General features: G+C 59.7%; 19 protein-coding genes. 5 read left to right on the forward strand and 14 right to left on the reverse strand.

Annotation, left to right across the window (positions count from 1 at the left end; all coding sequences use genetic code 11):
- Positions 1–35: 35 nt before the first annotated feature.
- From ACIQAL_RS25015 to ACIQAL_RS25040, 6 genes are all read right to left on the reverse strand, one after another.
- Positions 36–3,056, reverse strand: a complete 3,021-nt coding sequence (locus ACIQAL_RS25015; protein ID WP_401150249.1) for a sarcosine oxidase subunit alpha — start codon at positions 3,054–3,056, stop codon at positions 36–38.
- The gene (locus ACIQAL_RS25020; RefSeq protein ID WP_166595674.1) at positions 3,053–3,367 is read right to left on the reverse strand and encodes a sarcosine oxidase subunit delta; all 315 of its coding nucleotides are present in this window, start codon (positions 3,365–3,367) and stop codon (positions 3,053–3,055) included. Before ACIQAL_RS25020 ends, ACIQAL_RS25015 begins: the two co-directional genes overlap by 4 nt.
- A gap of 15 nt (positions 3,368–3,382) precedes the next feature.
- Entirely contained in the window at positions 3,383–4,633 is a 1,251-nt protein-coding gene (locus ACIQAL_RS25025; RefSeq protein ID WP_401150251.1) for a sarcosine oxidase subunit beta family protein, read from the reverse strand.
- Between the two features lie 15 nt (positions 4,634–4,648).
- Complete coding sequence (locus ACIQAL_RS25030; protein ID WP_166595675.1) at positions 4,649–5,902, reverse strand: serine hydroxymethyltransferase; 1,254 nt, start codon at positions 5,900–5,902, stop codon at positions 4,649–4,651.
- A 324-nt stretch (positions 5,903–6,226) separates the two neighbouring features.
- On the reverse strand, positions 6,227–7,444 hold the full coding sequence (alaC, locus tag ACIQAL_RS25035) for an alanine transaminase (RefSeq protein ID WP_341961458.1): 1,218 nt from the start codon (positions 7,442–7,444) through the stop codon (positions 6,227–6,229).
- A gap of 263 nt (positions 7,445–7,707) precedes the next feature.
- Positions 7,708–8,451 (reverse strand): TraX family protein, encoded by a 744-nt coding sequence (locus tag ACIQAL_RS25040; protein ID WP_401150252.1) that lies wholly within the window; start codon positions 8,449–8,451, stop codon positions 7,708–7,710.
- Between the two features lie 114 nt (positions 8,452–8,565).
- Between ACIQAL_RS25040 and ACIQAL_RS25045 the strand changes: the two genes are divergently transcribed.
- Positions 8,566–9,606, forward strand: a complete 1,041-nt coding sequence (locus tag ACIQAL_RS25045) for a low specificity L-threonine aldolase (protein ID WP_166595678.1) — start codon at positions 8,566–8,568, stop codon at positions 9,604–9,606.
- Positions 9,607–9,774: 168 nt separating this feature from the next.
- On the opposite strand, the gene ACIQAL_RS25050 is transcribed toward ACIQAL_RS25045, so the two are convergent.
- On the reverse strand, positions 9,775–10,077 hold the full coding sequence (locus ACIQAL_RS25050) for a cell division protein ZapA (RefSeq protein WP_166595679.1): 303 nt from the start codon (positions 10,075–10,077) through the stop codon (positions 9,775–9,777).
- Entirely contained in the window at positions 10,074–10,307 is a 234-nt protein-coding gene (locus ACIQAL_RS25055) for a hypothetical protein (protein ID WP_166595680.1), read from the reverse strand. Before ACIQAL_RS25055 ends, ACIQAL_RS25050 begins: the two co-directional genes overlap by 4 nt.
- Positions 10,308–10,627: 320 nt before the next feature.
- On the opposite strand from ACIQAL_RS25055, the gene ACIQAL_RS25060 reads away from it, so the two are divergent.
- On the forward strand, positions 10,628–12,253 hold the full coding sequence (locus tag ACIQAL_RS25060; RefSeq protein WP_401150255.1) for a methyl-accepting chemotaxis protein: 1,626 nt from the start codon (positions 10,628–10,630) through the stop codon (positions 12,251–12,253).
- A gap of 217 nt (positions 12,254–12,470) precedes the next feature.
- The gene (locus ACIQAL_RS25065) at positions 12,471–14,096 is read left to right on the forward strand and encodes a methyl-accepting chemotaxis protein (protein WP_401150257.1); all 1,626 of its coding nucleotides are present in this window, start codon (positions 12,471–12,473) and stop codon (positions 14,094–14,096) included.
- 138 nt (positions 14,097–14,234) lie between these two features.
- Here the strand turns inward: ACIQAL_RS25065 and gbcB are convergent, their stop codons facing one another.
- Positions 14,235–15,335, reverse strand: coding sequence for a glycine-betaine demethylase subunit GbcB (gbcB, locus tag ACIQAL_RS25070; protein WP_166595683.1), 1,101 nt, complete (start codon positions 15,333–15,335; stop codon positions 14,235–14,237).
- Between the two features lie 331 nt (positions 15,336–15,666).
- On the opposite strand from gbcB, the gene gbcA reads away from it, so the two are divergent.
- Both gbcA and ACIQAL_RS25080 read left to right on the forward strand, forming a co-directional pair.
- Positions 15,667–16,965: a glycine-betaine demethylase subunit GbcA gene (gene gbcA / locus ACIQAL_RS25075; RefSeq protein ID WP_166595684.1), complete on the forward strand. Its 1,299-nt coding sequence runs from the start codon at positions 15,667–15,669 to the stop codon at positions 16,963–16,965.
- A 1,037-nt stretch (positions 16,966–18,002) separates the two neighbouring features.
- Positions 18,003–18,518, forward strand: a complete 516-nt coding sequence (locus tag ACIQAL_RS25080) for a hypothetical protein (protein ID WP_401150259.1) — start codon at positions 18,003–18,005, stop codon at positions 18,516–18,518.
- A 48-nt stretch (positions 18,519–18,566) separates the two neighbouring features.
- Here the strand turns inward: ACIQAL_RS25080 and ACIQAL_RS25085 are convergent, their stop codons facing one another.
- The 5 genes from ACIQAL_RS25085 to ACIQAL_RS25105 form a co-directional block, all read right to left on the reverse strand.
- Positions 18,567–19,370 (reverse strand): electron transfer flavoprotein subunit beta, encoded by an 804-nt coding sequence (locus ACIQAL_RS25085; protein WP_341961445.1) that lies wholly within the window; start codon positions 19,368–19,370, stop codon positions 18,567–18,569.
- Positions 19,360–20,580, reverse strand: coding sequence for an electron transfer flavoprotein subunit alpha/FixB family protein (locus ACIQAL_RS25090; protein WP_401150261.1), 1,221 nt, complete (start codon positions 20,578–20,580; stop codon positions 19,360–19,362). Before ACIQAL_RS25090 ends, ACIQAL_RS25085 begins: the two co-directional genes overlap by 11 nt.
- Positions 20,580–22,526 carry a dimethylglycine demethylation protein DgcB gene (dgcB, locus tag ACIQAL_RS25095; protein ID WP_401150262.1) on the reverse strand — a complete coding sequence of 649 codons (1,947 nt, stop codon included), beginning with the start codon at positions 22,524–22,526 and terminating at the stop codon, positions 20,580–20,582. The genes ACIQAL_RS25090 and dgcB overlap by 1 nt, the downstream gene beginning before the upstream one ends.
- A 112-nt stretch (positions 22,527–22,638) precedes the next feature.
- Positions 22,639–24,699, reverse strand: coding sequence for a dimethylglycine demethylation protein DgcA (dgcA, locus tag ACIQAL_RS25100; RefSeq protein WP_166595688.1), 2,061 nt, complete (start codon positions 24,697–24,699; stop codon positions 22,639–22,641).
- Positions 24,700–24,714: 15 nt separating this feature from the next.
- The gene (locus ACIQAL_RS25105; protein ID WP_166595689.1) at positions 24,715–25,245 is read right to left on the reverse strand and encodes a DUF5943 domain-containing protein; all 531 of its coding nucleotides are present in this window, start codon (positions 25,243–25,245) and stop codon (positions 24,715–24,717) included.
- Between the last annotated feature and the right edge of the window lie 28 nt (positions 25,246–25,273).

Here is a 25,273-nt window from a genome sequence, read left to right on the forward strand (position 1 = left end):
GTCCAATGTGGGAGCGGACTCATCCGCGAACCGGCTTACTCCACGTTCTGCCGGTCGCCCTTCGGATCGAAGAACACCGAGGAAACGATTTCCGCCTCGATCACGCTGCCATCCGCTTGCGGCGAGAACACACGCTCGCCCATACGCTTCAGACCGCCCTTGACCACGCCCATGGCGAACGAGTAACCCAGCGAGTTCGCCGCGTAGCTCGACGTCACGTGACCAACCATCGTCATCGGGATCGACTGTTTAGGGTCGAACACCAACTGTGCGCCTTCCGGCAGCCACTTGTTTGGGTCAATTGGCTTGAGGCCAACCAGTTGCTTGCGCTGATCACGCACGCAGTCTTCACGGTTCATGCCGCGCTGGCCGATCCACGAGAACGGTTTGGTGCGACCAACACACCAGCCCATGTTCAGGTCGTCCGGGGTCATCGAGCCGTCGGTGTCTTGACCGACGATGATGAAGCCCTTCTCCGCACGCAGTACGTGCATGGTTTCAGTGCCGTACGGGGTCAGGTTGTACTTCTTGCCTGCTTCGGCGATTTTTTCCAGAACGCCCATGGCGTAGTCGGCCTGGATGTTCACTTCGTAGGAAAGCTCACCGGTGAAGGAGATCCGGAACACACGAGCCGGTACGCCACCGACCAGACCTTCTTTCCAGGTCATGAACGGGAAGGCTTCACGATCCAGGTCGATGTCGGTCACTTCGCTGAGCAGCTTGCGGCTGTTCGGGCCCGACAAGGTCAGGGTCGCGTAGTGGTCGGTCACGGAGGTGAAGTACACCTTCAGGTCCGGCCATTCAGTCTGCTGATAGATTTCCAGCCATTGCAGGACGCGTGCAGCGCCGCCCGTAGTGGTGGTCATGATGAAGTGGTTGTCAGCGACGCAAGCGGTGACACCGTCGTCGAAGACCATGCCGTCTTCTTTACACATCAGGCCGTAGCGCGCCTTGCCCACATCGAGCTTGGTCCAGGCGTTGGTGTAGATGCGGTTCAGGAACTCACGCGCATCCGGGCCTTGAATGTCGATCTTGCCCAGCGTCGAGGCGTCCAGCAGGCCGACGCTGTCGCGCACGGCTTTGCATTCGCGGCGCACGGCGGCATGGATGTCTTCACCGGCTTTTGGGAAGTACCACGGACGTTTCCACTGACCGACGTCTTCGAATTCGGCGCCGTTCTTGACGTGCCAGGCGTGCAGCGCGGTGAAGCGCACAGGCTCGAAGATGTGACCGCAGTGACGGCCGACAATCGCACCGAAGGTGATCGGCGTGTAGTTCGGGCGGAACATGGTGGTGCCCATCTCAGGGATGGTGACGTTCAGCGAGCGGGCCGCGATGGCCAGACCGTTGACGTTGCCCAGTTTGCCCTGATCGGTGCCGAAGCCCAGCGCGGTGTAGCGTTTTACGTGCTCGACCGACTCGAAGCCTTCGCGGGTCGCCAGTTCGATGGCGGCGGCGGTGACGTCGTTTTGCAGGTCGACGAATTGTTTCGGCGCGCGGGACGTGCCCTTCTCGTGCGGCACCTGGAAGATCGCCAAGGTAGGCTCTTCCACACGGCTCAACGCTTTCGGGATCACGCCCTCTACAGGTTGGAAACCGGCTTCAGTGGCTGCGCGCACGCCGCCTTCGAAACCGTCAGCCAGCGCGTCGCCGAGCGCGTAAACGCCGTTGATCCCGCCCACGCAGACGCGTTTCTGAGGGGCTTCACCCGGTACGAAACCGAGGATGTCTTCACGCCAGACCGGCTTGCCGCCCAAGTGAGAGGCCAAGTGAACGATCGGGCTGTAACCACCGGAGCTGGCGATCAGGTCGCAATCAAGCCATTCGCCTGGGCTGGTGACTTTGTGCGCTTTCACGTCAATCGCGGCCACGCGGGCACCGCTGACGCGCTTGCTGCCGCGAGCTTCGATCACAGCGCTGCCGGTCAGGATGCGGATGCCTTTGGCACGGGCTTCTTCGACCAGCGCGCCACGTGGGTTGTGACGCACATCGGCGACGGCAATCACTTGCAGACCGGCGTCGAGCCAGTCCAGCGCCACGCGGTAGGCGTAGTCGTTGTTGGTAGACAGCACCAGTTTCTTGCCCGGTGCCACGCCATAACGGCGGACGTAAGTCGAAACGGCACCGGCCAGCATGTTGCCCGGCACATCGTTGTTGCCGTAGACCAGCGGACGTTCGTGAGTACCCGTCGCCAGCACGACGCGCTTGGCGCGAACGCGGTGCAGACGCTGACGCACCTGGCCAATCGGTGCGCGGTCGCCGAGGTGGTCGGTCAGACGCTCGTGAATGGTCAGGAAGTTGTGGTCGTGGTAGCCGTTCACAGTAGAGCGCGGCAGCAGAACGACGTTGGCCAGGCCTTTCAGCTCGGCAACGACGGTCGCCACCCACTCCGCAGCGGGCTTGCCGTCGAGGCTTTCACGGGAATCCAGCAGACTGCCGCCGAACTCTTCCTGTTCGTCAGCCACGATCACGCGGGCGCCGCTGCGTGCAGCCGCCAGTGCCGCCGCGAGGCCAGCAGGGCCTGCGCCAACCACCAGCACGTCGGCGTGGTGGTTCATGTTGTCGTAGGTGTCCGGATCGTTTTCGGTCGGGGAACGGCCCAGACCGGCGGCCTTACGGATGTATTTCTCGTAGGTCATCCAGAACGATTGCGGGTACATGAAGGTTTTGTAGTAGAAGCCCGGTGGCATCAGCTTGCCGCCGACCTTGCCGAGAATCCCCATCATGTCGGTGTTCACGCTCGGCCAGCCGTTGGTGCTGGTGGCGACCAGGCCCGAGTACAGCGCTTGTTGCGTGGCGCGCACGTTGGGGATCTGGGTGGCTTCGGTCGCGCCGATCTGCAGCACTGCGTTCGGCTCTTCGGAGCCTGCCGCGAAGATGCCGCGAGGACGCGAGTATTTGAAGCTGCGGCCGATGACGTCAACGCCGTTGGCCAGCAGGGCTGCGGCCAGGGTGTCGCCTTCAAAGCCTTGATAGGTCTGGCCGTTGAAGTTGAAGTTCAGGACCTTGCTGCGGTCGATGCGGCCGCCATTGGGCAGACGATTGGACTGGCTCATGCTTTGTCTCCCTTTCCGACCGCAGGCACAGGGTTCACGAACTGTGGCTTGGTGCCAATCAGATAGGTCTCGAGAATTTCGTAAGTCACGGTGTCACGCGTGGCGTTGAAGTACTGACGGCAACCGGCGGCGTGAATCCACAGTTCGTGGTGCAGGCCACGCGGGTTGTCGCGGAAGAACATGTAGTCGCCCCACTGTTCGTCGGTGCAGGCAGCCGGGTCCAGTGGACGCGGAATGTGAGCCTGACCCGAACCGTGGAATTCCTCTTCGGAGCGCAGTTCGCCACAGTGAGGACAGAAGATATGCAACATGAGGTAATTCTCCTGTTAGTGGGCGACGGCCGCAGCGCCGTGTTCGTCGATCAACGCACCGTTGTGGAAACGGTCGATTGAGAAAGGTTTGGCCAGCGGGTGCATTTCGCCCTTCGCCAGGCTTGCAGCAAACACGTTGCCCGAACCCGGAGTCGCCTTGAAGCCACCGGTGCCCCAACCGCAGTTGAAGAACATGTTCGGCACAGGCGTCTTGGAAATGATCGGGCAGGCGTCCGGCGTGGTGTCGACGATGCCGCCCCACTGACGGTTCATGCGCACGCGCGACAGCACCGGGAACATCTCGACGATGGCTTGAATGGTGTGCTCGATCACCGGGTACGAACCGCGCTGACCGTAGCCAACCCAGCTGTCGATACCGGCGCCGATCACCAGGTCGCCCTTGTCGGACTGGCTGATGTAGCCGTGAACGGCGTTCGACATGATCACGCTGTCGATGATCGGTTTGATCGGCTCGGAGACCAGCGCTTGCAACGGGTGCGACTCGACCGGCAGACGGAAGCCTGCGAGCTTGGCCATATGACCGGAGTTACCGGCGGTCACCACACCGACTCGCTTGGCGCCGATGAAGCCTTTGTTGGTTTCAACGCCGATGCACACGCCGTTTTCCTTACGGAAACCGGTGACTTCGGTCTGTTGGATCAGGTCCACGCCCAGGGCGTCGGCGGCACGGGCAAAGCCCCAGGCCACGGCGTCGTGACGCGCTACACCGCCGCGACGTTGGACGGTCGCGCCGATGATCGGGTAACGGGTGTTTTTCGAGCAGTCCAGATACGGGATTTCTTCCGCCACCTGTTTGCCGTTGAGCAGTTCGCCATCAACGCCGTTCAGGCGGTTAGCGCTGACACGACGCTCGGAATCACGCATGTCCTGCAGGGTGTGGCACAGGTTGTAGACGCCGCGCTGGGAGAACATCACGTTGTAGTTCAGGTCCTGAGACAGGCCTTCCCACAGTTTCATCGCGTGTTCGTACAGGTGAGCGGATTCGTCCCACAGGTAGTTGGAGCGCACGATGGTGGTGTTCCGGGCGGTGTTGCCGCCGCCCAGCCAGCCTTTTTCGACCACGGCCACGTTGGTGATGCCGTGCTCTTTCGCCAGGTAGTACGCGGTCGCCAGACCGTGACCGCCACCGCCAACGATGACCACGTCGTAGACCTTTTTAGGGGTCGGCGTGCGCCACATGCGCTGCCAGTTTTCGTGGTGGCTGAGGGAGTGTTTGAAGAGGCCGAAGCCCGAGTAATGCTGCATGGTGCGACTCCTGACTCAGCGGTAAACCGGGAAATCGGCGCACAGCGCGGCGACTTGGCTGGCAACATTGGCCTCGACATCGGCATCACCGAGGTTGTCGAGAATGTCGCAGATCCAGCCGGCCAGCGTGACGCATTGGGTAACTTTGAAACCGCGGGTGGTGACGGCCGGGGTGCCGATACGCAGACCCGAAGTCACGAACGGCGATTGTGGATCGTTCGGCACGGCGTTCTTGTTCACGGTGATGTGCGAACGGCCCAACGCGGCGTCGGCTTCTTTACCGGTCAGGCCCTGACGGATCAGGCTGACGAGGAACAGGTGGTTGTCGGTACCGCCCGACACAACGTCGTAACCGCGATCGATGAACACCTGCGCCATGGCCTGGGCGTTGTCGATCACTTGCTGTTGATAAGCCTTGAAGCCTGGCTCCATGGCTTCCTTGAAGCAAACAGCCTTGCCAGCGATGACGTGCATCAGCGGGCCGCCCTGAGCACCGGGGAATACAGCGGCGTTCAGTTTCTTTTCAATTTCTTCGTTGGCTTTTGCCAGGATCAGACCGCCACGTGGACCGCGCAGGGTTTTGTGGGTGGTGGTGGTGACCACGTCAGCGAACGGAATCGGGTTCGGGTACAGACCGGCAGCGACCAGACCGGCCACGTGGGCCATGTCGACGAACAGCAGCGCACCGACTTTGTCAGCGATGGCGCGGAAGCGTGGGAAGTCCAGGGTCTTGGAGTAAGCGGAGAAGCCCGCAACGATCATCTTTGGCTTGTGCTCAACGGCCAGACGCTCGACTTCGTCGTAGTCGATCAGACCGGTGGTGGTGTCAATGCCGTATTGAACGGCGTTGTAGAGCTTGCCCGAAGACGACACTTTGGCGCCGTGGGTCAGGTGACCGCCGTGGGCCAGGCTCATGCCCAGAATGGTGTCGCCAGCTTGCAGCAGGGCCAGGTAAACGGCGCTGTTGGCGGACGAACCGGAGTGCGGCTGAACGTTGGCGTAATCGGCGCCGAACAGTTGCTTGGCGCGGTCGATGGCCAGTTGCTCGACCTTGTCGACGTGCTCGCAGCCACCGTAGTAACGCTTGCCCGGATAGCCTTCGGCATATTTGTTGGTCAGGCCGCTGCCCTGAGCCTGCATCACGCGCTTGCTGGTGTAGTTCTCCGAGGCGATCAGCTCGATGTGATCTTCCTGACGTTGATCTTCGGCATTCATCGCTGCCAACAGTGCATCGTCATAACCCTGGATTTGGTCTTGCTTGCTGAACATCGCGGTTCTCCCAGCGGCGGCGCGGCGCCTGAATTGTCGTGTTGGGGCTTTTGGATCACCCCTTGGCAGCGATGGTAGGGCCGACGCAGACAGGCCAGATGCCTACGCACGCCACACAAAGGCGCGTTTACGACATGGTTTTGCGGGGAGAGGCAGATGCGCGGATGCGACACCGACATTCTGTAGCAGTCCGGCTTGCCGGCGGCAGCGATCTAGAGCCCGCGACCGCCGGCAAGCCGGACTGCTACAGGGTATGTGGGGAACGCGTGTAAAAACAAAAATCCCCAGCCTGAGCCGGGGATTCTGAAATAACGAATGTCGCAATCAGACCGATTTTGCAGGGAGCAGTCCGTCAGTCCGGAACATCCCGCGAATACCGCGCACCGCCTGACGAATCCGGTCTTGGTTCTCGATCAGGGCGAAACGTACGTGATCGTCGCCGTATTCACCAAAACCGACGCCTGGCGAGACGCAGACCTTGGCTTCGAGCAGCAGCTTCTTGGCGAACTCCAGCGAACCCAGGTGCGCGTAGGCCTCAGGAATCTTGGCCCAGACGTACATCGACGCTTTCGGGTTTTCCACCATCCAGCCCAGTTCATGCAGGCCTTTGACCAGGACGTTGCGGCGCTGACGGTACTGCTCGGCGATGTCGAGCACGCACTGCTGATCGCCTTCCAACGCAGCAATCGCCGCCACTTGCAGCGGCGTGAAGGTGCCGTAGTCGTGGTAGCTCTTGATTCGGGCCAAGGCGTTGACCAGCTCAGGGTTACCGACCATGAAGCCAATACGCCAGCCCGCCATGTTGTAGCTCTTGGACAGGGTGAAGAACTCCACCGCAATGTCCTTGGCGCCCGGCACCTGCATGATCGACGGAGCTTTCCAGCCGTCGTAGACAATGTCGGCGTAGGCCAGGTCGTGGACCACCAGCACGTCGTATTGTTTGGCCAGCGCGACGACACGCTCGAAGAAATCCAGCTCGACACACTGGGCGGTCGGGTTGGACGGAAAGCCCAGAATCATCATCTTCGGCTTGGGGATTGAGCCACGAATGGCCTTTTCCAGCTCGGCGAAGAAATCCACGCCCGGCACCAGCGGCACGGAACGCACTTGTGCGCCTGCGATCACGGCGCCATAGATGTGGATCGGGTAGCTGGGGTTCGGCACCAGCACCGTGTCACCTTGGTCAAGGGTAGCGAGCATCAGGTGCGCCAGGCCCTCTTTCGAGCCAATGGTGACGATGGCTTCGGTTTCGGGGTCGATGTCGACCTCGTAGCGGGTTTTGTACCAACTGGAAATCGCCCGACGCAGACGCGGAATGCCACGCGAAGTCGAGTAGCCGTGAGTGTCTTCACGTTGGGCGACCGTGACCAGTTTTTCGACGATATGCGGCGGCGTTGCCCCATCGGGGTTGCCCATGCTCAGGTCGATGATGTCCTCACCACGACGACGAGCGGCCATTTTCAGCTCGGCAGTGATGTTGAACACATAAGGGGGGAGTCGATCGATGCGCGCAAAGCGGCGCGGCGAACCTTGGTCAGCCATGGAAACCTCAAGAAGACGTAAGCGCCCGGAACCGTCCGAGCGACGCTGGCCACTGCGGTGGCCTGGTGCGGAAGATAAGGGGCGTGATGGCGGTTTGTCTACAGGGATTTCAGCCTGACTACATTTCCGACTGTGGGAGCGGATTCATTCACGAATGGGGTTTTCAGGCGACGCATCTCCATCGAATGTACCGCCTCTTCGCGAATTAATTCGCTCCCATAGGTTCGCCACCAGACGCAGAATCATCGTGATGTTTGAATACGTCAAAGGAGCAGATCGCGCACAACGAGCAGCACCAGAAAATGCAGCGGATAGATCAGATACGCCCACCTGCGCATTGGCCAGACACCAAACCTCGGCCGCCACCGCAACAGCGCCAGCCCCAGGGACGGCCCCAGCAGACACGCGATCAACGCCCCAATCGAAATCGGATCACCCCACATCATTCCGTCGATGATCTTCGGCCATTCATTGCTCAACAGGCAGACCACCCCCGGCACCACCGCTAGCCACAACGGCCCGCGCAGCACCAACAGAAAGGCCGTCGGCAGCAACACGCCATAGGCCCCGAACATGAGTTGCTCGCCAAACGCGACACCCATACCGAGTGCGACAACACCCAAAATGCGGGGCATCGATGAACGAGCAACCGCGCCTTGCGCCACCAGCAGCCCCAGCACCAAGGTCGGCAGGACGTTCAGCGTAGTGACCTCATCCGCCATGTACAGCCGATAGGGAAACTCGGCGACCACGGAAAAAACCACCAGCCACGTCAGATATTTCCAGTCCGGACGAGGCGTCACCCCGCGCGACAGGCTGCGTCCGACATTCGCCGCAATCGCCAGACAGAACCACGCAAACGCCAATCGCCCCGGTACGTACAGCCCGTCGACATGCCAGCCGACATAACGCAGGTGATCGAGCACCATGCTCAGCATTGCCAGCCACTTGAGCAGGTCCAAGGCCCGGTCGCGCTCGGGGTGCACAGCCGAAAACGTCTTAGTCATCGCGCTTCACCTGTTTGCTGCCCTCCGTTTTACTGAATGTTCTGACGCAAGAATGCATGACCTCTGCATTGAAATCTGGTTACAGTCGCAACCTTCGATTACAGGGAACCGGCCATGTCAGACCAAAGCCAGCAGTTTGCCAGCGACAACTATTCGGGGATCTGCCCGGAAGCGTGGGCGGCCATGGAGCAAGCCAACCATGGCCACCAGCGTGCCTACGGCGACGATCAGTGGACAGCACGCGCGGCCGATCAATTCCGCCAGCTGTTCGAAACCGACTGCGAAGTGTTCTTCGCCTTCAACGGCACGGCAGCCAACTCCTTGGCACTGTCGTCGTTGTGCCAGAGCTATCACAGCGTCATCTGCTCCGAGACCGCCCACGTCGAAACAGACGAATGTGGCGCGCCGGAGTTCTTTTCCAACGGCTCGAAGCTGCTCACCGCTCGCAGCGAGAATGGCAAGCTGACGCCCGCGTCGATTCGTGAAGTCGCGCTCAAGCGCGCCGACATCCACTACCCAAAACCTCGCGTCGTGACGCTGACCCAAGCGACCGAAGTCGGCAGCGTCTACTTGCCCGAAGAGCTGAAAGCCATCAGCGACACCTGCAAGGAACTGGGCCTGAACCTGCACATGGACGGCGCGCGTTTCGCCAACGCCTGCGCGTTTCTGGGCTGCTCACCGGCTGAACTGACCTGGAAAGCCGGCATCGATGTGCTGTGCTTCGGCGGCACCAAGAACGGCATGGCAGTGGGTGAGGCGATTCTGTTCTTCAACCACAAGCTGGCCGAAGACTTCGACTATCGCTGCAAGCAGGCAGGGCAACTGGCGTCGAAAATGCGTTTTCTGTCGGCCCCCTGGGTGGGCCTGCTGGAAAACGATGCGTGGCTCAAACACGCTCGCCACGCCAACGCCTGTGCGCAATTGCTGGCCGACCTGGTCAAGGACATTCCGGGCGTTGAGCTGATGTTCCCGGTGCAGGCCAACGGCGTATTCCTGCAACTGTCGGAGGCAGCCATCGCCGCACTGACCGCCAAGGGCTGGCGGTTCTACACCTTCATCGGCAGCGGCGGCGCACGCTTCATGTGCTCGTGGGACACCGAAGAAGCCCGCGTGCGAGAGCTGGCAGCGGATATCCGTCTGGTGATGGGGGCCTGATCCAAGAAACGGCGCTGTATAACTGTAGGAGCGAATTCATTCGCGAGACGGCGGTACTTACAACAGAAGTACGTCGACCCCTCTGGCCTCTCGCGAATGAATTCGCTCCTACAGAAAGCCGCATCCGTCAGTCCCACCGAGTGAGCTAACCGAGCTCTACAGAGACGCTCACCCCTGCGCAATCACCTTCTCAATCACCTCGACCGTCGCACTGACCTTGTCTTCATAGCGGCTCAGCGCTTCGGCGTGCTGCTGTTTCAGTTCGATCTGCTTCGAACACAGGTTCAGCGCCGCCAGCACTAACAGACGATCACCGATCAAAGTCGGATAGCTGCGTTTGGTTTCAGACAACGCCGATTTCAGCATGACCACGGCATCCATCAAGGTCTGTTCCTGACCTTCAGGCGCCTTGATCGTGTAATCGTTGCCAAGAATGGAAATGACCTTGGTGGTGTCGCGGTCGAGAATCATGCGCCGACCGCGCTTGCGCTGGTGGCGCGATCGACCAACGCCTGGATACGGGCGGCGGTGGCGCCCTGCTTCTCTTCCTGTTCCAGCAGACTCAACTGCAAACTGTCGTTGTCATCCCTGGCTTGTTTCAATTCTTCGGCGAGCTGAACATTCGTGTTCTGCAGCGTCTGATTCTGCTGAACGAGGTCACCGACGAGTTTTTCCAACTGGCTTAGAGATGCTTCCAACATTTTGATTTCTCAGGCAAATTTCAAAGGGCGCGTACGATAAAGAAAAGTCACTTCAGCTACCAGTGAAATCAGGGCATTCACGCCACAACACCGACACAAAAAGCACAGATACCGCTTCAATTCCGCAAACGCATAACGGACCTGATTGACTGCGTTTTCCCCCTCTTGTTCCTGCTGTTCGTCAGATCGACCGGCCTGCGACATATGCGCGCACTATGGACCAACCAGTTCAAGTCCTGGCATGCCTGACCGATAAGCAAGTATTCCTTTTCATACCTCCCTTTTGTTTCGCATGGATCGCGCCCTATTCAGGAACAGTCATGTCCCTTCGCAACATGAACATCGCGCCCCGTGCTTTTCTCGGCTTCTCCATCATCGGCTTGCTGATGCTGGTGCTTGGCATCTTCGCGCTCGCGCAGATGAGCAAGATCAACGATGCCACCGAAGTCATGGCCACCAACAGCATGCCCAGCATCAAGGCGCTGGATAAGCTGACCGAGGCCAGCGTTCGCCTACGCGTCCTGTCCTATCGTCTGATGCTCAACCGCGAAGCCGATACCCAGCAAAAGACGCTCGACCTGCTGGCCACCGGTAACCGGCAAATCGAAGAAGCACGCGCCGTTTATGTGAAATTGATCTCCGCCCCTGAAGAGCAGGCAGCCTACGATCAATACGTGAAACTGCTGGGCGACTATCGCCAGCTCGAAGACCGCATGAAATCGTTGAGCAGCGCTAACAAGCTGGACGACCTGACGGCTTTGCTTAACAACGGCCTGCAAACCAACTCGGACCAGATGAACGTGGTCTTGAGCAAGCTGGTGGAAATCAACACCCAGCAGCTCAACGACACCAACAAAGACGCCTCGAACCAGTATTCAACGGCCTTCACGATGGTGGTCACGCTGTTGATCATTGCCACTCTGCTGACGCTACTGTTCGCCTGGCTGCTGACGAACAGCATCACTCGCCCAATCTCCTCTGCGCTGAAGGCGGCAGAGGAAATCGCCGAGGGTGATCTGACGCGCACCATTCAGGTAGACGGGAATGACGAAGCGGGCCGTCTGCTGGCCGCCATGCTGAAAATGCAATCAAAGCTGCGCGACACACTGCAACGCATTTCCGGTTCCGCGACTCAACTGGCGTCTGCCGCTGAAGAGCTGAACGCCGTCACCGATGAAAGCGCCCGTGGCCTTTCCCAGCAAAACAACGAAATCGAACAGGCCGCGACCGCTGTTAACGAGATGACCAGCGCCGTCGAAGAAGTGGCCCGCAACGCGGTCAGCACCTCCGAAGCATCGAAAAACGCCACCACCTCGGCCAGCGACGGCCGTGATCTGGTGCAGGAAACCGTCAGCGCCATCGAACGCATGAGCGGAGACGTGCAAAGCACCGCCAACCTGATCGGCAACCTCGCCGAGCAGTCCCGCGACATCGGCAAGGTCCTGGACGTGATTCGGGGTCTGGCCGACCAGACCAACTTGCTGGCCCTCAACGCCGCCATCGAAGCCGCACGTGCCGGTGAAGCCGGTCGTGGTTTTGCCGTCGTGGCCGACGAAGTGCGCGCCCTCGCCCACCGCACCCAGCAATCGACCAGCGAAATCGAACGCATGATCGGCAGCATTCAGGGCGGAACCGAGGAAGCGGTCAACTCGATGCGCAGCAGCACCGAGCGCGCCGAATCGACGTTGAACATCGCAAAAGGCGCAGGCGTTGCGCTGGATACCATTAACGGTGCGGTGGTGGAAATCAACGAACGTAATCTGGTAATCGCCAGCGCCGCCGAAGAACAGGCTCAAGTCGCTCGCGAGGTGGACCGCAATCTGGTCAACATTCGCGATCTGTCGACTCAATCGGCCACCGGCGCCAACCAGACCAGCGCCGCAAGCAACGAGCTGTCGCGTCTGGCCGTGGACTTGAACGGCATGGTCGCCCGCTTCCGCTTGTAACCTGCTGACAGCAATGAAAAAAGGGGAATGCGCCAACGCGTATTCCCCTTTTTTCGTCCCTGCTGCTTCGAAAACCTTCGGATCGACAGCTAGCTATTTATTGCAAAATAATGCAAATCCGCTCAAGGCCCCGGATTTACGACCGATAGGCAGTAACCAGACTCGTTTAAAAAACTGCCAGGGCGAGTGTCCACGCCCATTTCTCGGATGATCGGTTATGTCATTGCGCAACATGAACATCGCTCCACGCGCGTTTTTCAGTTTTGCCCTGATAGGCGCCCTGATGCTGTTTCTCGGCATCTTTTCGTTGACGCAGATGAGCAAGATTCGCTCTGAAGGCAACGAAATCGCGAAGAACACAGTGCCGAGTATTCGCAGCCTGGACAAGATGATCGACACCAGCGTGCGCTTACGCGTCCTGTCTTTCCGGCTGCTGGTCAACCGTGACCCGGCAGTGCAACAGAAGACCCTCGATTCGATGACGTCCCGCTTCCAACAAATGGGTATCGCACAGGCTGTTTATGAAAAGCTGCCGACGACAGCGGACGAAAAAACCAACTACGCCGAATTCAAGCAGCTGCTGACCCAGTACCGTCAACTCGAAGACCGCATGCGCGCCCTCAGCCAAGACGGAAAAACGGAAGAGCTCGCCCGGCTTTTGAACGTCGACTTGCAGGAAAACTCCGACAAGATGAATGCCGTGCTGTCGAAGCTGGTGGAGATCAACAGCAAAGAATCTGACGCCGCCAACGCCTCTGCGGGCGAGCAATACAACATGGCGTTCAACATGGTGGTCGGGTTGCTGATCCTTGCGACGGTCCTGACGTTGATGTTCGCCTGGCTGCTGACGAACAGCATCACTCGCCCGATCGGCGCTGCGCTCAAGGCCGCCGAAGAAATCGCCGAGGGCGACCTGACGTCGACGATTGTCGCGGACGGTTCTGACGAAGCGGGTCGCTTGTTGACGGCCATGCTGAAGATGCAATCAAAGCTGCGCGACACGCTGCAACGCATTTCCGGCTCCGCCACTCAACTGGCGTCTGCCGCTGAAGAACTGAACGCCGTGACCGACGAGAGTGCCCGAGGCCTGTCGCAACAGAACAACGAAATCGAACAGGCCGCGACCGCTGTCAACGAGATGACCAGCGCCGTCGAAGAAGTGGCCCGCAACGCAGTCAGCACCTCGGAAGCTTCGAAGAACGCTACGTCTTCGGCCAGCGACGGCCGTGATCTGGTGCAGGAAACCGTCAGCGCCATCGAACGCATGAGCGGAGACGTGCAAAGCACCGCCACCCTGATCGGCAACCTCGCGGATGAATCACGCGACATCGGCAAGGTGCTGGACGTCATTCGTGGCCTGGCCGACCAGACTAACCTCCTCGCCCTCAACGCCGCCATCGAAGCCGCACGTGCCGGTGAAGCCGGTCGCGGTTTTGCCGTCGTGGCCGACGAAGTACGCGCCCTCGCCCACCGCACCCAGCAATCGACCAGCGAAATCGAACGCATGATCGGCAGTATTCAGGGGGGCACCGAAAAAGCCGTCAACTCGATGCGCAGCAGCACCGAACGCGCCGAATCGACCCTGAACATCGCCAAAGGCGCAGGCGTTGCGCTGGACACCATTAACACCGCGGTGGTCGAGATCAACGAACGCAACCTGGTGATCGCCAGCGCCGCCGAAGAACAGGCACAAGTGGCGCGAGAAGTGGACCGCAACCTGGTCAACATCCGCGACCTCTCTGCGCAATCCACCACCGGCGCCAGCCAGACCAGCGCAGCCAGCAACGAACTGTCGCGACTGGCGGTGGATTTGAACGGGATGGTGGCGCGGTTCAGGGTGTAATAACCCTCTACCAAAACGCATAAGCATTGTGGGAGCGAATTCATTCGCGATGAGGCCAAGCCAGACGATAGTTATCTATCGACTGAAAGACCTATCGCGGATGAATCCGCTCCCACAGTTTTGATCGCAGCGAGTGGATCAATACTCGATCCGCACATCCCCTTTCGGAATACTGCAGCACGACAGGATGTAGCCTTCTTCCACGTCGTCGTCGGTGATGCCGCCGTTGTGCTCCATCTCGACTTCGCCGCTCAGCTTCATCACCTTGCAGGTGCCGCAGATGCCCATGCCGCAGGCTTTCGGAATCATCAGGCCCAGCTTGGCAGCGGCGGCGTGAACGGTTTCGCCCGGCGCCACGCGGATGCTCTTGCCCGTGTCGGTGAACTCGACTTGGTGCAATTCGGCAATGTCGATTTCCGGCGCATCGGCGGCCTGTTCGGCGTGTTCCACGGCATCGGCGCGGGCTTCGGGCGGCGTCGCTCCGAAGGATTCTTCGTGGTACTGGGCCATGTTGAAGCCGTTGGCTTCCAGCAGGCGTTTGACCGCGTTCATGTACGGGGTCGGGCCGCAGCAGAAGACTTCACGTTCCATGAAGTCCGGCGCCATCAGCTCCAGCATCTTCTGGTTCAGGTAGCCGCGATAACCGGCCCATGGTTCGCCCAGGCCGTGCTTCTCACAGACGATGTGCAGCGAGAAGTTATTGATACGCGACGCCATCTGCTCAAGTTCGCGGTGGTAGATGATGTCTTTTGGCGAACGGGAGCTGTGAACGAACACCATGTCGACATTGGCGTTGGTGTCGTAATACCAGCGCGCCATGGACATGACCGGCGTGATGCCGACGCCGCCGCTGAGGTACAAAATCTTCGGGTTCGGGAAGTCGATGGCGTTGAACAGCCCGACTGGCCCGTGAACCGCCAGCTCCTGGCCTTCATGCAGGGTGTCGTGAAGCCAGTTCGAGACCTTGCCGCCCGGCACGCGCTTGATGGTGATCGAGAAGCTGTACGGCACCGAGGGCGAGCTGGAAATGGTGTAGGAGCGCATGGTCGGCACGCCGTCGATTTCCAGCTCCAGGGTGACGAACTGGCCCGGCTTGAAAAAGAACAGGATCGGCTGGTCGGCCATGAAGCAAAAAGTGCGAACGTCCCAGGTTTCCTGGATCACTTTGACGACGCGCACAAGGTGGCGGCCATTGGCCCAGGTCTGCGTGGTAACCGGGCTGAGGAAACTCTGGGACATACTCACTCTCCACGGCCGACTGTCGGCCTCTTATGGTGGCGATTCTGCGTAACGCACGAGCCGCCTATTTACCTATCAGCGACATTCACATACTTATGGCGACCAGCCCCGATCTATAGGGGCTGCGTAGTCGGAAACGGATTCGGCCATGTCGCCCATGGATAAGGTTCGTGTCGCGACCGGCTACACACTCGCCGTCAATCGAATACAGATTTTTTACCTAATAAACATGAGCGACTTCCAACACCGTCGCCTCGCGTGCCAGACACACAACACAACCGTATTAGCCACATTCGTAGGCCGCTGAAACCGCGACCTGAGGACTTGAAAGATGGACGTCACCGCAACTCTGAGCCTGGGCGATCCGCTGGAACCCGCACGCAAGGCAACCGCCGAAATGCTGCAGACCCGCGAGCGCACTTACTCGCTCCCGCAGCCTTTCTACAGCGATGAGCGGCTGTTTGAAATCGACATGCAGGAAATCTTTCAAAAGGAATGGCTGATCGCGGGCATGACCAGCGAAATTCCGGCCAAAGGTAACTTCCTGACACTGGAGATCGGCAAGAACCCGATCCTGGTCGTGCGCAAGCCTGACGGCACCGTCGCCGCGTTCCACAACGTTTGCCGCCACCGCGGTTCGCGGCTGTGCACCAAAGAGAAAGGCAAGGTCGCCAAACTGGTGTGCCCGTACCACCAGTGGACCTACGAGCTCGACGGCCGCCTGCTGTACGCAGGCACCGAAATGGGCGCCGACTTCGACATGCAGAAGTTCAGCCTCAAGCCTGTGCACTGCAAAGTCTCGGGCGGCTACATCTTCATCAGCCTGGCGCAAAATCCGCCGGCCATCGACGAGTTCCTGCAGACGCTGAATCACTACATGGAACCGTACGACATGGAGAACACCAAGGTGGCGGTGCAAACCACCTTGATCGAGAAGGCCAACTGGAAGCTGGTGCTGGAAAACAACCGCGAGTGCTACCACTGCAGCGGTTCGCACCCCGAGCTGCTGAACACCCTGCTGGAGTGGGACGACACCAACGATCCGCGCGCCGACCAGAAATTCAAGGATCACGTCGCTGAATCCGCTGCTGCGTGGGAAGCCGAGAAGATCCCTTACCTGCACAAGAGCTTCGGCCTGCGTAACCGTATCGTGCGCATGCCACTGCTGAAAGGCACCGTGTCCATGACCATGGACGGCCAGCAAGGCAGCAAGAAACTCATGGGCCGCATCAAGAACCCGGATCTGGGCTCGATGCGCATCCTGCACCTGCCGCATTCTTGGAACCACTGCATGGGCGATCACGTCATCGTGTTCACCGTATGGCCACTGAGCGCACAGGAAACCATGGTCACCACCAAATGGCTGGTGCACAAAGACGCCGTAGAAGGCGTGGACTACGACGTCGCGCGCCTGCGCGAAGTCTGGGACGCCACCAACGACCAGGACCGTCGCCTGGCCGAAGAAAATCAGCGCGGCATCAACTCCGTCGCCTACCAGCCTGGCCCGTACTCGCAAACCTACGAGTTCGGCGTGGTCAACTTCATCGACTGGTACAGCGCCAAGCTGCTGGAAAACATGGGGGCCGAACCTGCGCCTTATTTGAAGGGTGTGGCGGTTAATCACGAGTAGGCTTAGACCTACGCGCTTGTTACAACGTCATCGCGGGCAAGCGCGCGCCTACAGACACCAGCCTGTAGGAGCGTGCTTGCCCGCGATGCGTTTACCGGCTGGAATTGCAAAGTCGGTCAAAAAACGCTCAACCCTGTTTCACATCAACCCCGCCGCCCCTCTCCAACATCCGCAAACAACTTATCCACAGCACAACCCACAGCAATTGTGGGGAAGCCGATCTGTGCCTGAGTAAAAAACCAGAAAAAACCGTGACTTATTCAACTTGGCGTGAATGTGAAATAGCTGATCATATTTTGACCAGCCCTCTGCAGGGCGCGTAATGTAAGGCTCGCAGAGGACCGCGAACACCTTATCCACAGAACAGCCAACAGAGAATGTGCGCAACTTCGCGCGATAAGCTCAAGGCTGTGGAAAAGAGCGATAGCTGGCGAGATTCAGGAAACTGAAAGGCTTGGCCGTCAGAGAAACGTCAGATTGATCAATATTTGCACAATCGCGTGCAGGCACCTATTTATGTGGTCTGTAGCGGATAGCGAACATCTTATCCACATAGACGCGCACAAAGAATGTGGGCAGAACTGCGCGCAATTTCGAGTTGGCTGTGGAGAAAAAACCCTCTAAAAACCGCAAGATAGGTTGGTTAATTTTTAACCTTCGACTTGTAAGCCACGCAATACAAGGCCTGCATCAATGGCCGAACAGTTTATCCACAGGTGGGTTAACAGGGATTGTGGGTATGTGGACAGGTTGGAGGGCGTAAGAATCGGAAGCGTCTGACAGTCAAATGACTTCTCATTCCATAGACTGCCGATACAGCAAACGTAGAGGAATTTACCCATGTACGAATGGACTCCCTTTTCTCCCAAAGTAATTCTCGAAGCGAATCGCCGGTTATCCCAGCGTAAACAAGGAACCTCTTTCGCACTGCCTGCGGAACTGACAGGAATCTTCAACTTCAGGCCGAAGACTACCGAGGAACTTGGCGAAGCATTCCGAGCGGCTTCTCGAAAGCTTAGACAAGGGACCCAAGCGTAATGAACGCGCGCTACAACCACATTTTCAACGCGCTGGTCGCCGACGAAGACGACATTCTTGGACAATTGGCTTACGCCGCCTATAAGCGCCAGAAAATTGAGTTCATTCAAGCTTTCAAAGACAAGAACGGCACCGATCCAGAGGACGAAGATCTTGTTCCATTCCACGACATCAGCAACGGGCCTTGCCAGCTGGAAAACTACCGCACCCAAGCCGCAAAGCTTGTAAAGGCGTTTTCCGAGGCTTCGCTAGCCTCCGAAGTGGACGGGCTCCGACAATTTTATTCAGAGAAAGCCAGCAATGAGATCCGCTCGGCCAGACCAGGATTCTGGAAAGGTGTATCACAGAGCGTTTTGGGGTCTGGAGCGTTCACCCTCTTGATCGGATGTCTGGTGTTCTTCACCTGGAGCCTCAAGCAAGGCCCTCGCCACGTGATAGAGAAGGTTTTCGATGTGACCATCGTCGATATCGTGTCCAGCGGGCCGACGGTTGCCGTGGATGATCTGCAACTCTAAACACAAAAAGCGCCAAACAGGCGCCTTGTGCTTTTGAAGAGGTGCGCCTTAACGCACCACCCCTTCCTCCACCAACAACTTCAAAATCGCCGCAGCACCTTCCTGCGGGCTCACACCTTTGAGCACCTGCCCACCGCCGCCGCTGGCTTTCGCTGTCGCAGCCTTCATCCGGTCCGCGCCGCTCTTCGCCTTGATCACTTTCAAGCGTTTCGGACGCGGTTTGGCCGGGGTCAGTTCGGCGCCTGTGAATAACTCGTCGATGGTGACTTCAATGTCTTCCACGTCCAGCGTGCCGCGCTGCGCCGGGCCGTAGGCGCTTTGGCGCGGTTTCGGCGCGGCGTTATCCACAGTGGCGAGGAATGGCAGACGCACCTTCAGGCGGCGGCGTTGACCGCGTGGCAACGCCTGGAGCACTTGGGCGCTGCCATTGCTGATGGATTCCACTTCCGCCATGCCCACCACCAGCGGCCAGCCGAGTTTCTCGGCGAGCAGGTAGGGCAGCATGCCGGAGCCTTCGCCCGTTTCAGCCTGGGTACCAGCAAGCACCAGCTGTACGCCGGATTCGCGAATGTAATCAGCCAGCCCCGGCAGCGCGTCGGCACCTTGGGGTTGGTCAAGAACGTGCAACTCTTTCAGGCCCATTCCAAGGTAGGCACGCAGCGCGGGCTCCTCAGCGCTACCGGCATGCAGGACGTGTAAGTTATCCCCAGCCAATTGCAGGCCCAGCTCGACAGCGCGGGCATCCTGCTCGGCACGGCGCGGCCGACCGGAAGTCGGGTGCGCCCCAATGGACACGAGGCTAATGACGTGCAAGGCGGCTTTATCCACAGGCAGTTTTTTTTCAGGCTGCATCGCGTTTCGCCTCGTTCCGGTAGGCCTCGACGGCTTCGATGAGCGCGTTGAGGATTTCAGCGCTTTCGCCAATGACTGACAAATCAGCACGTTTGATCATGTCGCACGTTGGATCAAGGTTGATCGCCACGACTTTGTCGCACGCGCCGATGCCTTGTAAGTGCTGAATCGCGCCGGAGATACCCACAGCCACGTAAACCCGGGCCGTGACCCAAGTGCCCGATGCGCCGACCTGGCGATCGCGGGTCATGAAGCCATCGTCCACCGCCACGCGGGAGGCGCCTTCGGTGGCGCCCAGTGCGGCAGCTGTCCGATGGAACAAGCCCCAATCTTTCACGCCGTTGCCGCCGGAGAAAATAAACTCCGCTTCGGCCATGGGGACAAGTGCTGGATCAACTGCCACCGCGCCGAGGTCTTCGATGCGCGGCAGGCTACGGGCGATGGTTGTGGACAACTCGACTGGCAGTGCTTCGTGACGGGTTTCGCTGACCGGCTCTGCGCACTCGGCAGCGCCCAGAATCAGGCGGGAAACGGGGCGCGACAGGTCTTCACGTCCTGCACCTGCGCGGCCTGTGGCCTGTTGATCCTTGATCTGCCAGACACGCGTGGCCGGGCGTTCACCCAAGCTGGCGGCAAAGCGACGGCCCAATTCACCGCCGCCGGTGCGGCTGTCGGGCAACAACCAGTGGTGCGGGTCGAACTGGTTATCCACAGCCCGCAGACCTTGCACACGCTGCTCGGGTGAATAACCGGCAAATTCGCTGCCTTCCAATACCAGCAGACGGTCAACGCCTGCGGTGTCGAACCCGCTTTCTTTGTGCTCACCGAAGACCACGGCCAATACTGCGCCGTCCTTGCCTGCAAGGCTGTGGGCCAGGCCAAGCAAGTCGCGGTCGTGGCTGCTGAGGCGACCACCGACCATGTCGGGAACGACCGCAATGAAGAACGCCGGATCGGCCACTTGATGCAGCGGCAATTGCACTTCAACGGAGGCCGAACGCTTCGTGGTCCCGCCCTGCTGTGCGCCACTGCGGTCGATGCGCTTGATGCCGTTGGGCCCTATAAAGCCAACGCCGTGCAGGTTCTTGCGGATGATACCGTTCGGCCCCATCCAGCTGGACTGCGCCGGTTGCATTGCGGCGTGCAGCGGGTGCAAGCGGTTGCGAGCGATCCACTCGGCACGAGGGTCGCGGCGGATAATGTCGCTCATCAATGCGCCTCCGCAGGTTCACGTTTGGTCGGTGCCGGTTTGACCGGTGCAGCGTCTTCGAGCAGCGCGTCGGCCACCAGTTCGGCGATGTCCTTGATCATCGGGCGTGGTTCGACCACACCTTCCAGCATCGCAGTGCACTGTGGACAACCCACGGCCACCAGTTCGGCACCGGTTTCGCGGATGTCTTCCATGCGCATGTCGGGGATACGCTGTTTGCCCGGAATGTCGGTGATCGGCGCGCCGCCACCGCCGCCGCAGCAACGGGAGCGGAAACCGGAGCGCTGCATTTCCTTGACCTCGATGCCCAACGCCTTGAGCACGTCACGCGGCGCTTCGTACTCGCCGTTGTAACGCCCCAAGTAGCACGGGTCGTGATAGGTCACGCTGGAGCCTTTGTGCTGGCCCAAATTCAGCGCGCCACCGCCAATCAGCTCGGCCATGTAGGTGCTGTGGTGTTGGACGAGGTAGTTGCCGTCAAAGGCGCCGTACTCGTTTTTCAGCACGTGGAAACTGTGTGGATCGCAGGTGACAATGCGCTTGAAGCTGTATTTGGACAGCGTCTGGATGTTGCGTTTGGCGAGCATCTGGAAGGTCGCTTCGTCGCCCAGACGACGGGCCACGTCACCGCTGTCGCGCTCTTCCAGGCCCAGTACTGCGAAGTCGACTTTCGCCGCTTTCAGCACTTTGACGAAGGCGCGCAGCGTACGCTGGTTGCGCATGTCGAACGCGCCATCACCGACCCAGAACAGCACGTCGGTCGTTTTCTTCTCGCTCATCAAGCTGAGGTTCAGGTCAGCCGCCCAGTTCATCCGGCCGCCGGGTGCAAAGCCGCCCGGGTTGTCGGTGGCGATGAGGTTTTCCAGCACTTCGGCGCCCTTGTTCGGGGTCGCGCCTTTTTCCAGGGTCAGGTGGCGGCGCATGTCGACGATGGCGTCCACGTGCTCGATCATCATCGGGCACTCTTCCACGCAGGCGCGGCAGGTGGTGCACGACCACAGGGTTTCGGCATCGACCAGGCCGTTAACGATCGGTTGATGTGGGTTGCCTTTGTGTTCGCCGATTGCTTTGCCTGGATAAGGGCTGCCTGCGAAGTTTGCGTCAGTGCCGCCCGCCAGACCGACGACCATGTCCTGAATCAGCTTTTTCGGGTTCAGCGGCTGGCCAGCGGCGAACGCAGGGCACGCTGCTTCGCACTTACCGCACTGCACGCAGGCGTCGAAGCCCAGCAGTTGGTTCCAGGTGAAATCCTTGGGTTTTTCCACGCCCAGCGGCGCGGTCGGGTCGGCCAGGTCCAGCGGTTTCAGGCCGGTCGAGCGACCACCACCAAAGCGCTCGGCGCGGCGGTGCCACGCCAGATGCAGCGCACCGGCGAAGGCGTGCTTCATCGGTCCGCCCCAGGTCATGCCGAAGAACAATTCGGAAACGCCCCACAGCACGCCGATCCCCAGGATGATTGCCAGCAGCCAGCCACCGAAGTTTTCCGGGAGGATGCCTGCGACCGGCAAGGTCACGAGGAAGAACGAACCGGAGAACGCCAGCAGGCTTTTCGGCAGGCGCATCCACGGGCCTTTCGACAGGCGGCTTGGCGGGTTGCGGCGACGCATATAAACGAAGATCGCACCGACGAACATCACTGCCGTCATCAGCAGCAGCGCGTAACCGAGAATGCGATTATGCAGGCCGAAACCGTGGACCAGAATCGCCAGAATGATCGATGCCACTGCACCACCGGCCGTGGCGACGTGGGTGTTGGCGATGTATTTGTCCCGGGCGACCACGTGGTGCAGATCGACCATGTAGCGCTTGGGCATCGCCAGCAGGCCGCCCAGCAGATCGACCTTGGACGCACGGCCGTTGCGCCACATGGACACCCGCCGCAAGGCGCCGAGGATCGCAAGACCCAGGGCGGCGAACAGCAGGATTGGAAGAAGGGTACTCAACATCAGACTCACCTCTGCGAGGTGCAAGCCACAAGCTGCAAGCTGCAAGAAAGAGCAACGGTGAACGCAGCGCTTTTAACTTGAAGCTTGCAGCTCAAAGCTCGCAGCTATGCCGTCAAAAATCCTTACAAAGCCGGAGCGCGTCATAGATGGCGGCATGGGTATTACGCTGCGCCACGCAGTCACCGATGCGGTACAGCAAGTAGCCATCACCCGCTTGGCTCAACAACGGCTGAGGCTGGATCGCGAACAGGGCGTCGATGTCGATCTGGCCCTTGTTGCGCGAATCTTCCTTCAGGCCGTAGTACAGCTCTTCGTCAGGGCGCACACCGTTTTCGATCACCACCTGGTCGATCACCCGCTCCTCTTTGGCGCCGGTGTATTCGTTCTCCAGGACCGCCACCAGCTTGTCGCCTTCGCGGTAGACCTTCTCCAGCATCATGTCGCCGGTCATGATGATTTCTTTCGGGTACATGCTGCGGTAGTAAGTCGGGAACGACGTACCGCCCATGGCCACGCCCGGCTTGATGTCGTCGGTAACGATCTCGACCTGACTGCCTTTGTCCGCCATGAAGTCGGCCACCGACATCCCGGTGAATTCACAGATGGTGTCGTAGACCAGCACGTTCTTGGCCGGTGCAACTTTGCCGTCCAGCACGTCCCAGCTGCTGACCACCAAGCCTTCCGCCGCGCCCCAATGCTCGTTCTGCTCGATGAATGGGTGACCACCCACTGCCAGCACCACCACATCCGGACGCAAGTCGCGAATGGTGGCGACATCGGCCGCGGTGCCCAGGCGCAGATCGACTTTCAGACGCGCCAGCTCCAGCTGATACCAGCGGGTGATACCCGCGATCTGATCACGCTGCGGCGCTTTCGACGCCGTGGTGATCTGGCCGCCAATGGCGTCCTTCTTCTCGAACAAGGTCACGTCGTGACCACGCTCGGCCGACACACGCGCCGCTTCCATACCGGCAGGGCCGGCACCGACGATCACCACTTTGCGTTTCACGCCGGTGGTTTTCTCGATGATGTGCGGCACGCCCATGTATTCACGGGAGGTCGCGGCGTTCTGGATGCACAGCACGTCCAGACCCTGGTACTGGCGGTCGATGCAGTAGTTGGCACCGACGCACTGACGAATCTGGTCCACCTGGCCCATCTTGATCTTGGTGATCAGGTGCGGGTCGGCGATGTGCGCGCGGGTCATGCCGACCATGTCGACGTAACCGCCTTCCAGAATACGCGTGGCCTGGTTCGGGTCCTTGATGTTCTGCGCGTGCAGTACCGGGGCCTTCACCACTTCCTTGATACCGGCCGCCAGGTGCAGGAACGGCTCCGGTGGATAACTCATGTTGGGGATAACGTTGGCCAGGGTGTTGTGCGTGTCGCAACCTGAGCCCACCACACCGATGAAGTCGATCATGCCGGTCTGGTCGTAATACTTGGCGATCTCTTTCATGTCTTCATGGCTGAGACCGTCCGGGTGGAATTCGTCACCGCAGATGCGCAGGCCTACGCAGAAGTCAGGACCGACTTCCTTGCGCACGGCCTTGATCACTTCGAGGCCGAAACGCATGCGGTTCTCGAAGCTGCCGCCCCACTCGTCGGTACGCTTGTTGACGCGCGGGCTCCAGAACTGGTCGATCATGTGCTGGTGCACGGCCGACAGTTCAACGCCGTCCAAGCCACCGGCCTTGGCACGGGCGGCCGCACTGGCGTAGTTGCCGATCACGCGCCAGATTTCTTCCGGCTCGATGGTTTTGCAGGTCGCGCGGTGAACAGGCTCGCGGATACCCGATGGCGACATCAGCGTCGGCCAATGGTCGCCGTCCCAACGGGAACGACGGCCCATGTGGGTAATCTGGATCATGATCTTGGCGCCGTGCTTGTGCATGGCGTCCGCGAGATTCTGGAAGTGCGGAATAATCTTGTCGGTGGCCAGGTTGACCGACTTCCACCAGCTTTGCGGGCTGTCGATCGCCACGCTGGAAGAGCCGCCACAAATGGCCAGGCCGATGCCGCCTTTGGCTTTCTCCTCGTAATACTTCACGTAACGGTCGGTGGTCATGCCGCCATCGGTGGCATAAACCTCGGCGTGCGCGGTACTGAGGACGCGGTTGCGGATTGTCAGTTTGCCGATTTGAATCGGCTGAAACATTGCTTCGAAAGCCATCTCACGGTCCTCGGCTTACAACGGTTTTACGACGAACAGGCCATCTTCGTGGCCCTCTTCCGATCCGCCGTAAACCTGCTCGGCTACAGTGCGAACGGAACTGCCTTTGGCAGCGAGAATCTGGTCCATGGCGCCGGCGAACCAGCCTGTGAACATGTAATCGACCTTGCGGCCAACCTTGCCGTAGACGTACACGAACGCCGAGTGCTCCAGCTTGACGCTGCAGGTGCCTTTATCCAGGTCGATTTCCTGAATCTTGAACAGGCCCCAGCCACGCTGCGACAGGCGGTTCATGTAGTGCTCAAATACCGCGACGCCTTCGATGCCATGGCATTCGGCTTCTTTTTCGCACCAGTGCCAGGCGGACTTGTAACCGGCCTTGTAAAGAATCTCGGCGTAGGCTTCAGCGCCCAGCACTTCCTCGATGCCCATGTGGTTGTTCACGAAGAAGTGACGCGGCACGTACAGCATTGGCAGGGCGTCGGAGGTCCAGACACCGGTCTCGCTGTCGACTTCGATTGGCAATTGCGGGGCGATCTTGGCCATGGAAACTTAACTCCAGAAAAATTTTGTT

This window comes from Pseudomonas sp. NPDC088368, from assembly GCF_044753445.1.
GTDB classification, from domain to species: domain Bacteria; phylum Pseudomonadota; class Gammaproteobacteria; order Pseudomonadales; family Pseudomonadaceae; genus Aquipseudomonas; species Aquipseudomonas bambusae.

Excerpts from the sequence above, each read along its gene's own strand:
- gbcA (WP_166595684.1), top strand. The coding sequence starts at position 15,667 with ATGGACGTCACCGCAACTCTGAGCCTGGGCGATCCGCTGGAACCCGCA.
- ACIQAL_RS25080 (WP_401150259.1), top strand. The coding sequence starts at position 18,003 with ATGAACGCGCGCTACAACCACATTTTCAACGCGCTGGTCGCCGACGAA.
- ACIQAL_RS25055 (WP_166595680.1), bottom strand. The coding sequence starts at position 10,307 with ATGTTGGAAGCATCTCTAAGCCAGTTGGAAAAACTCGTCGGTGACCTC.
- dgcA (WP_166595688.1), bottom strand. The coding sequence starts at position 24,699 with ATGGCTTTCGAAGCAATGTTTCAGCCGATTCAAATCGGCAAACTGACA.
- ACIQAL_RS25060 (WP_401150255.1), top strand. The coding sequence starts at position 10,628 with ATGTCCCTTCGCAACATGAACATCGCGCCCCGTGCTTTTCTCGGCTTC.
- ACIQAL_RS25065 (WP_401150257.1), top strand. The coding sequence starts at position 12,471 with ATGTCATTGCGCAACATGAACATCGCTCCACGCGCGTTTTTCAGTTTT.
- alaC (WP_341961458.1), bottom strand. The coding sequence starts at position 7,444 with ATGGCTGACCAAGGTTCGCCGCGCCGCTTTGCGCGCATCGATCGACTC.
- ACIQAL_RS25045 (WP_166595678.1), top strand. The coding sequence starts at position 8,566 with ATGTCAGACCAAAGCCAGCAGTTTGCCAGCGACAACTATTCGGGGATC.
- ACIQAL_RS25090 (WP_401150261.1), bottom strand. The coding sequence starts at position 20,580 with ATGAGCGACATTATCCGCCGCGACCCTCGTGCCGAGTGGATCGCTCGC.
- dgcB (WP_401150262.1), bottom strand. The coding sequence starts at position 22,526 with ATGTTGAGTACCCTTCTTCCAATCCTGCTGTTCGCCGCCCTGGGTCTT.
- ACIQAL_RS25015 (WP_401150249.1), bottom strand. The coding sequence starts at position 3,056 with ATGAGCCAGTCCAATCGTCTGCCCAATGGCGGCCGCATCGACCGCAGC.
- ACIQAL_RS25025 (WP_401150251.1), bottom strand. The coding sequence starts at position 4,633 with ATGCAGCATTACTCGGGCTTCGGCCTCTTCAAACACTCCCTCAGCCAC.
- ACIQAL_RS25085 (WP_341961445.1), bottom strand. The coding sequence starts at position 19,370 with ATGCAGCCTGAAAAAAAACTGCCTGTGGATAAAGCCGCCTTGCACGTC.
- gbcB (WP_166595683.1), bottom strand. The coding sequence starts at position 15,335 with ATGTCCCAGAGTTTCCTCAGCCCGGTTACCACGCAGACCTGGGCCAAT.
- ACIQAL_RS25105 (WP_166595689.1), bottom strand. The coding sequence starts at position 25,245 with ATGGCCAAGATCGCCCCGCAATTGCCAATCGAAGTCGACAGCGAGACC.
- ACIQAL_RS25030 (WP_166595675.1), bottom strand. The coding sequence starts at position 5,902 with ATGTTCAGCAAGCAAGACCAAATCCAGGGTTATGACGATGCACTGTTG.
- ACIQAL_RS25020 (WP_166595674.1), bottom strand. The coding sequence starts at position 3,367 with ATGTTGCATATCTTCTGTCCTCACTGTGGCGAACTGCGCTCCGAAGAG.
- ACIQAL_RS25050 (WP_166595679.1), bottom strand. The coding sequence starts at position 10,077 with ATGATTCTCGACCGCGACACCACCAAGGTCATTTCCATTCTTGGCAAC.
- ACIQAL_RS25040 (WP_401150252.1), bottom strand. The coding sequence starts at position 8,451 with ATGACTAAGACGTTTTCGGCTGTGCACCCCGAGCGCGACCGGGCCTTG.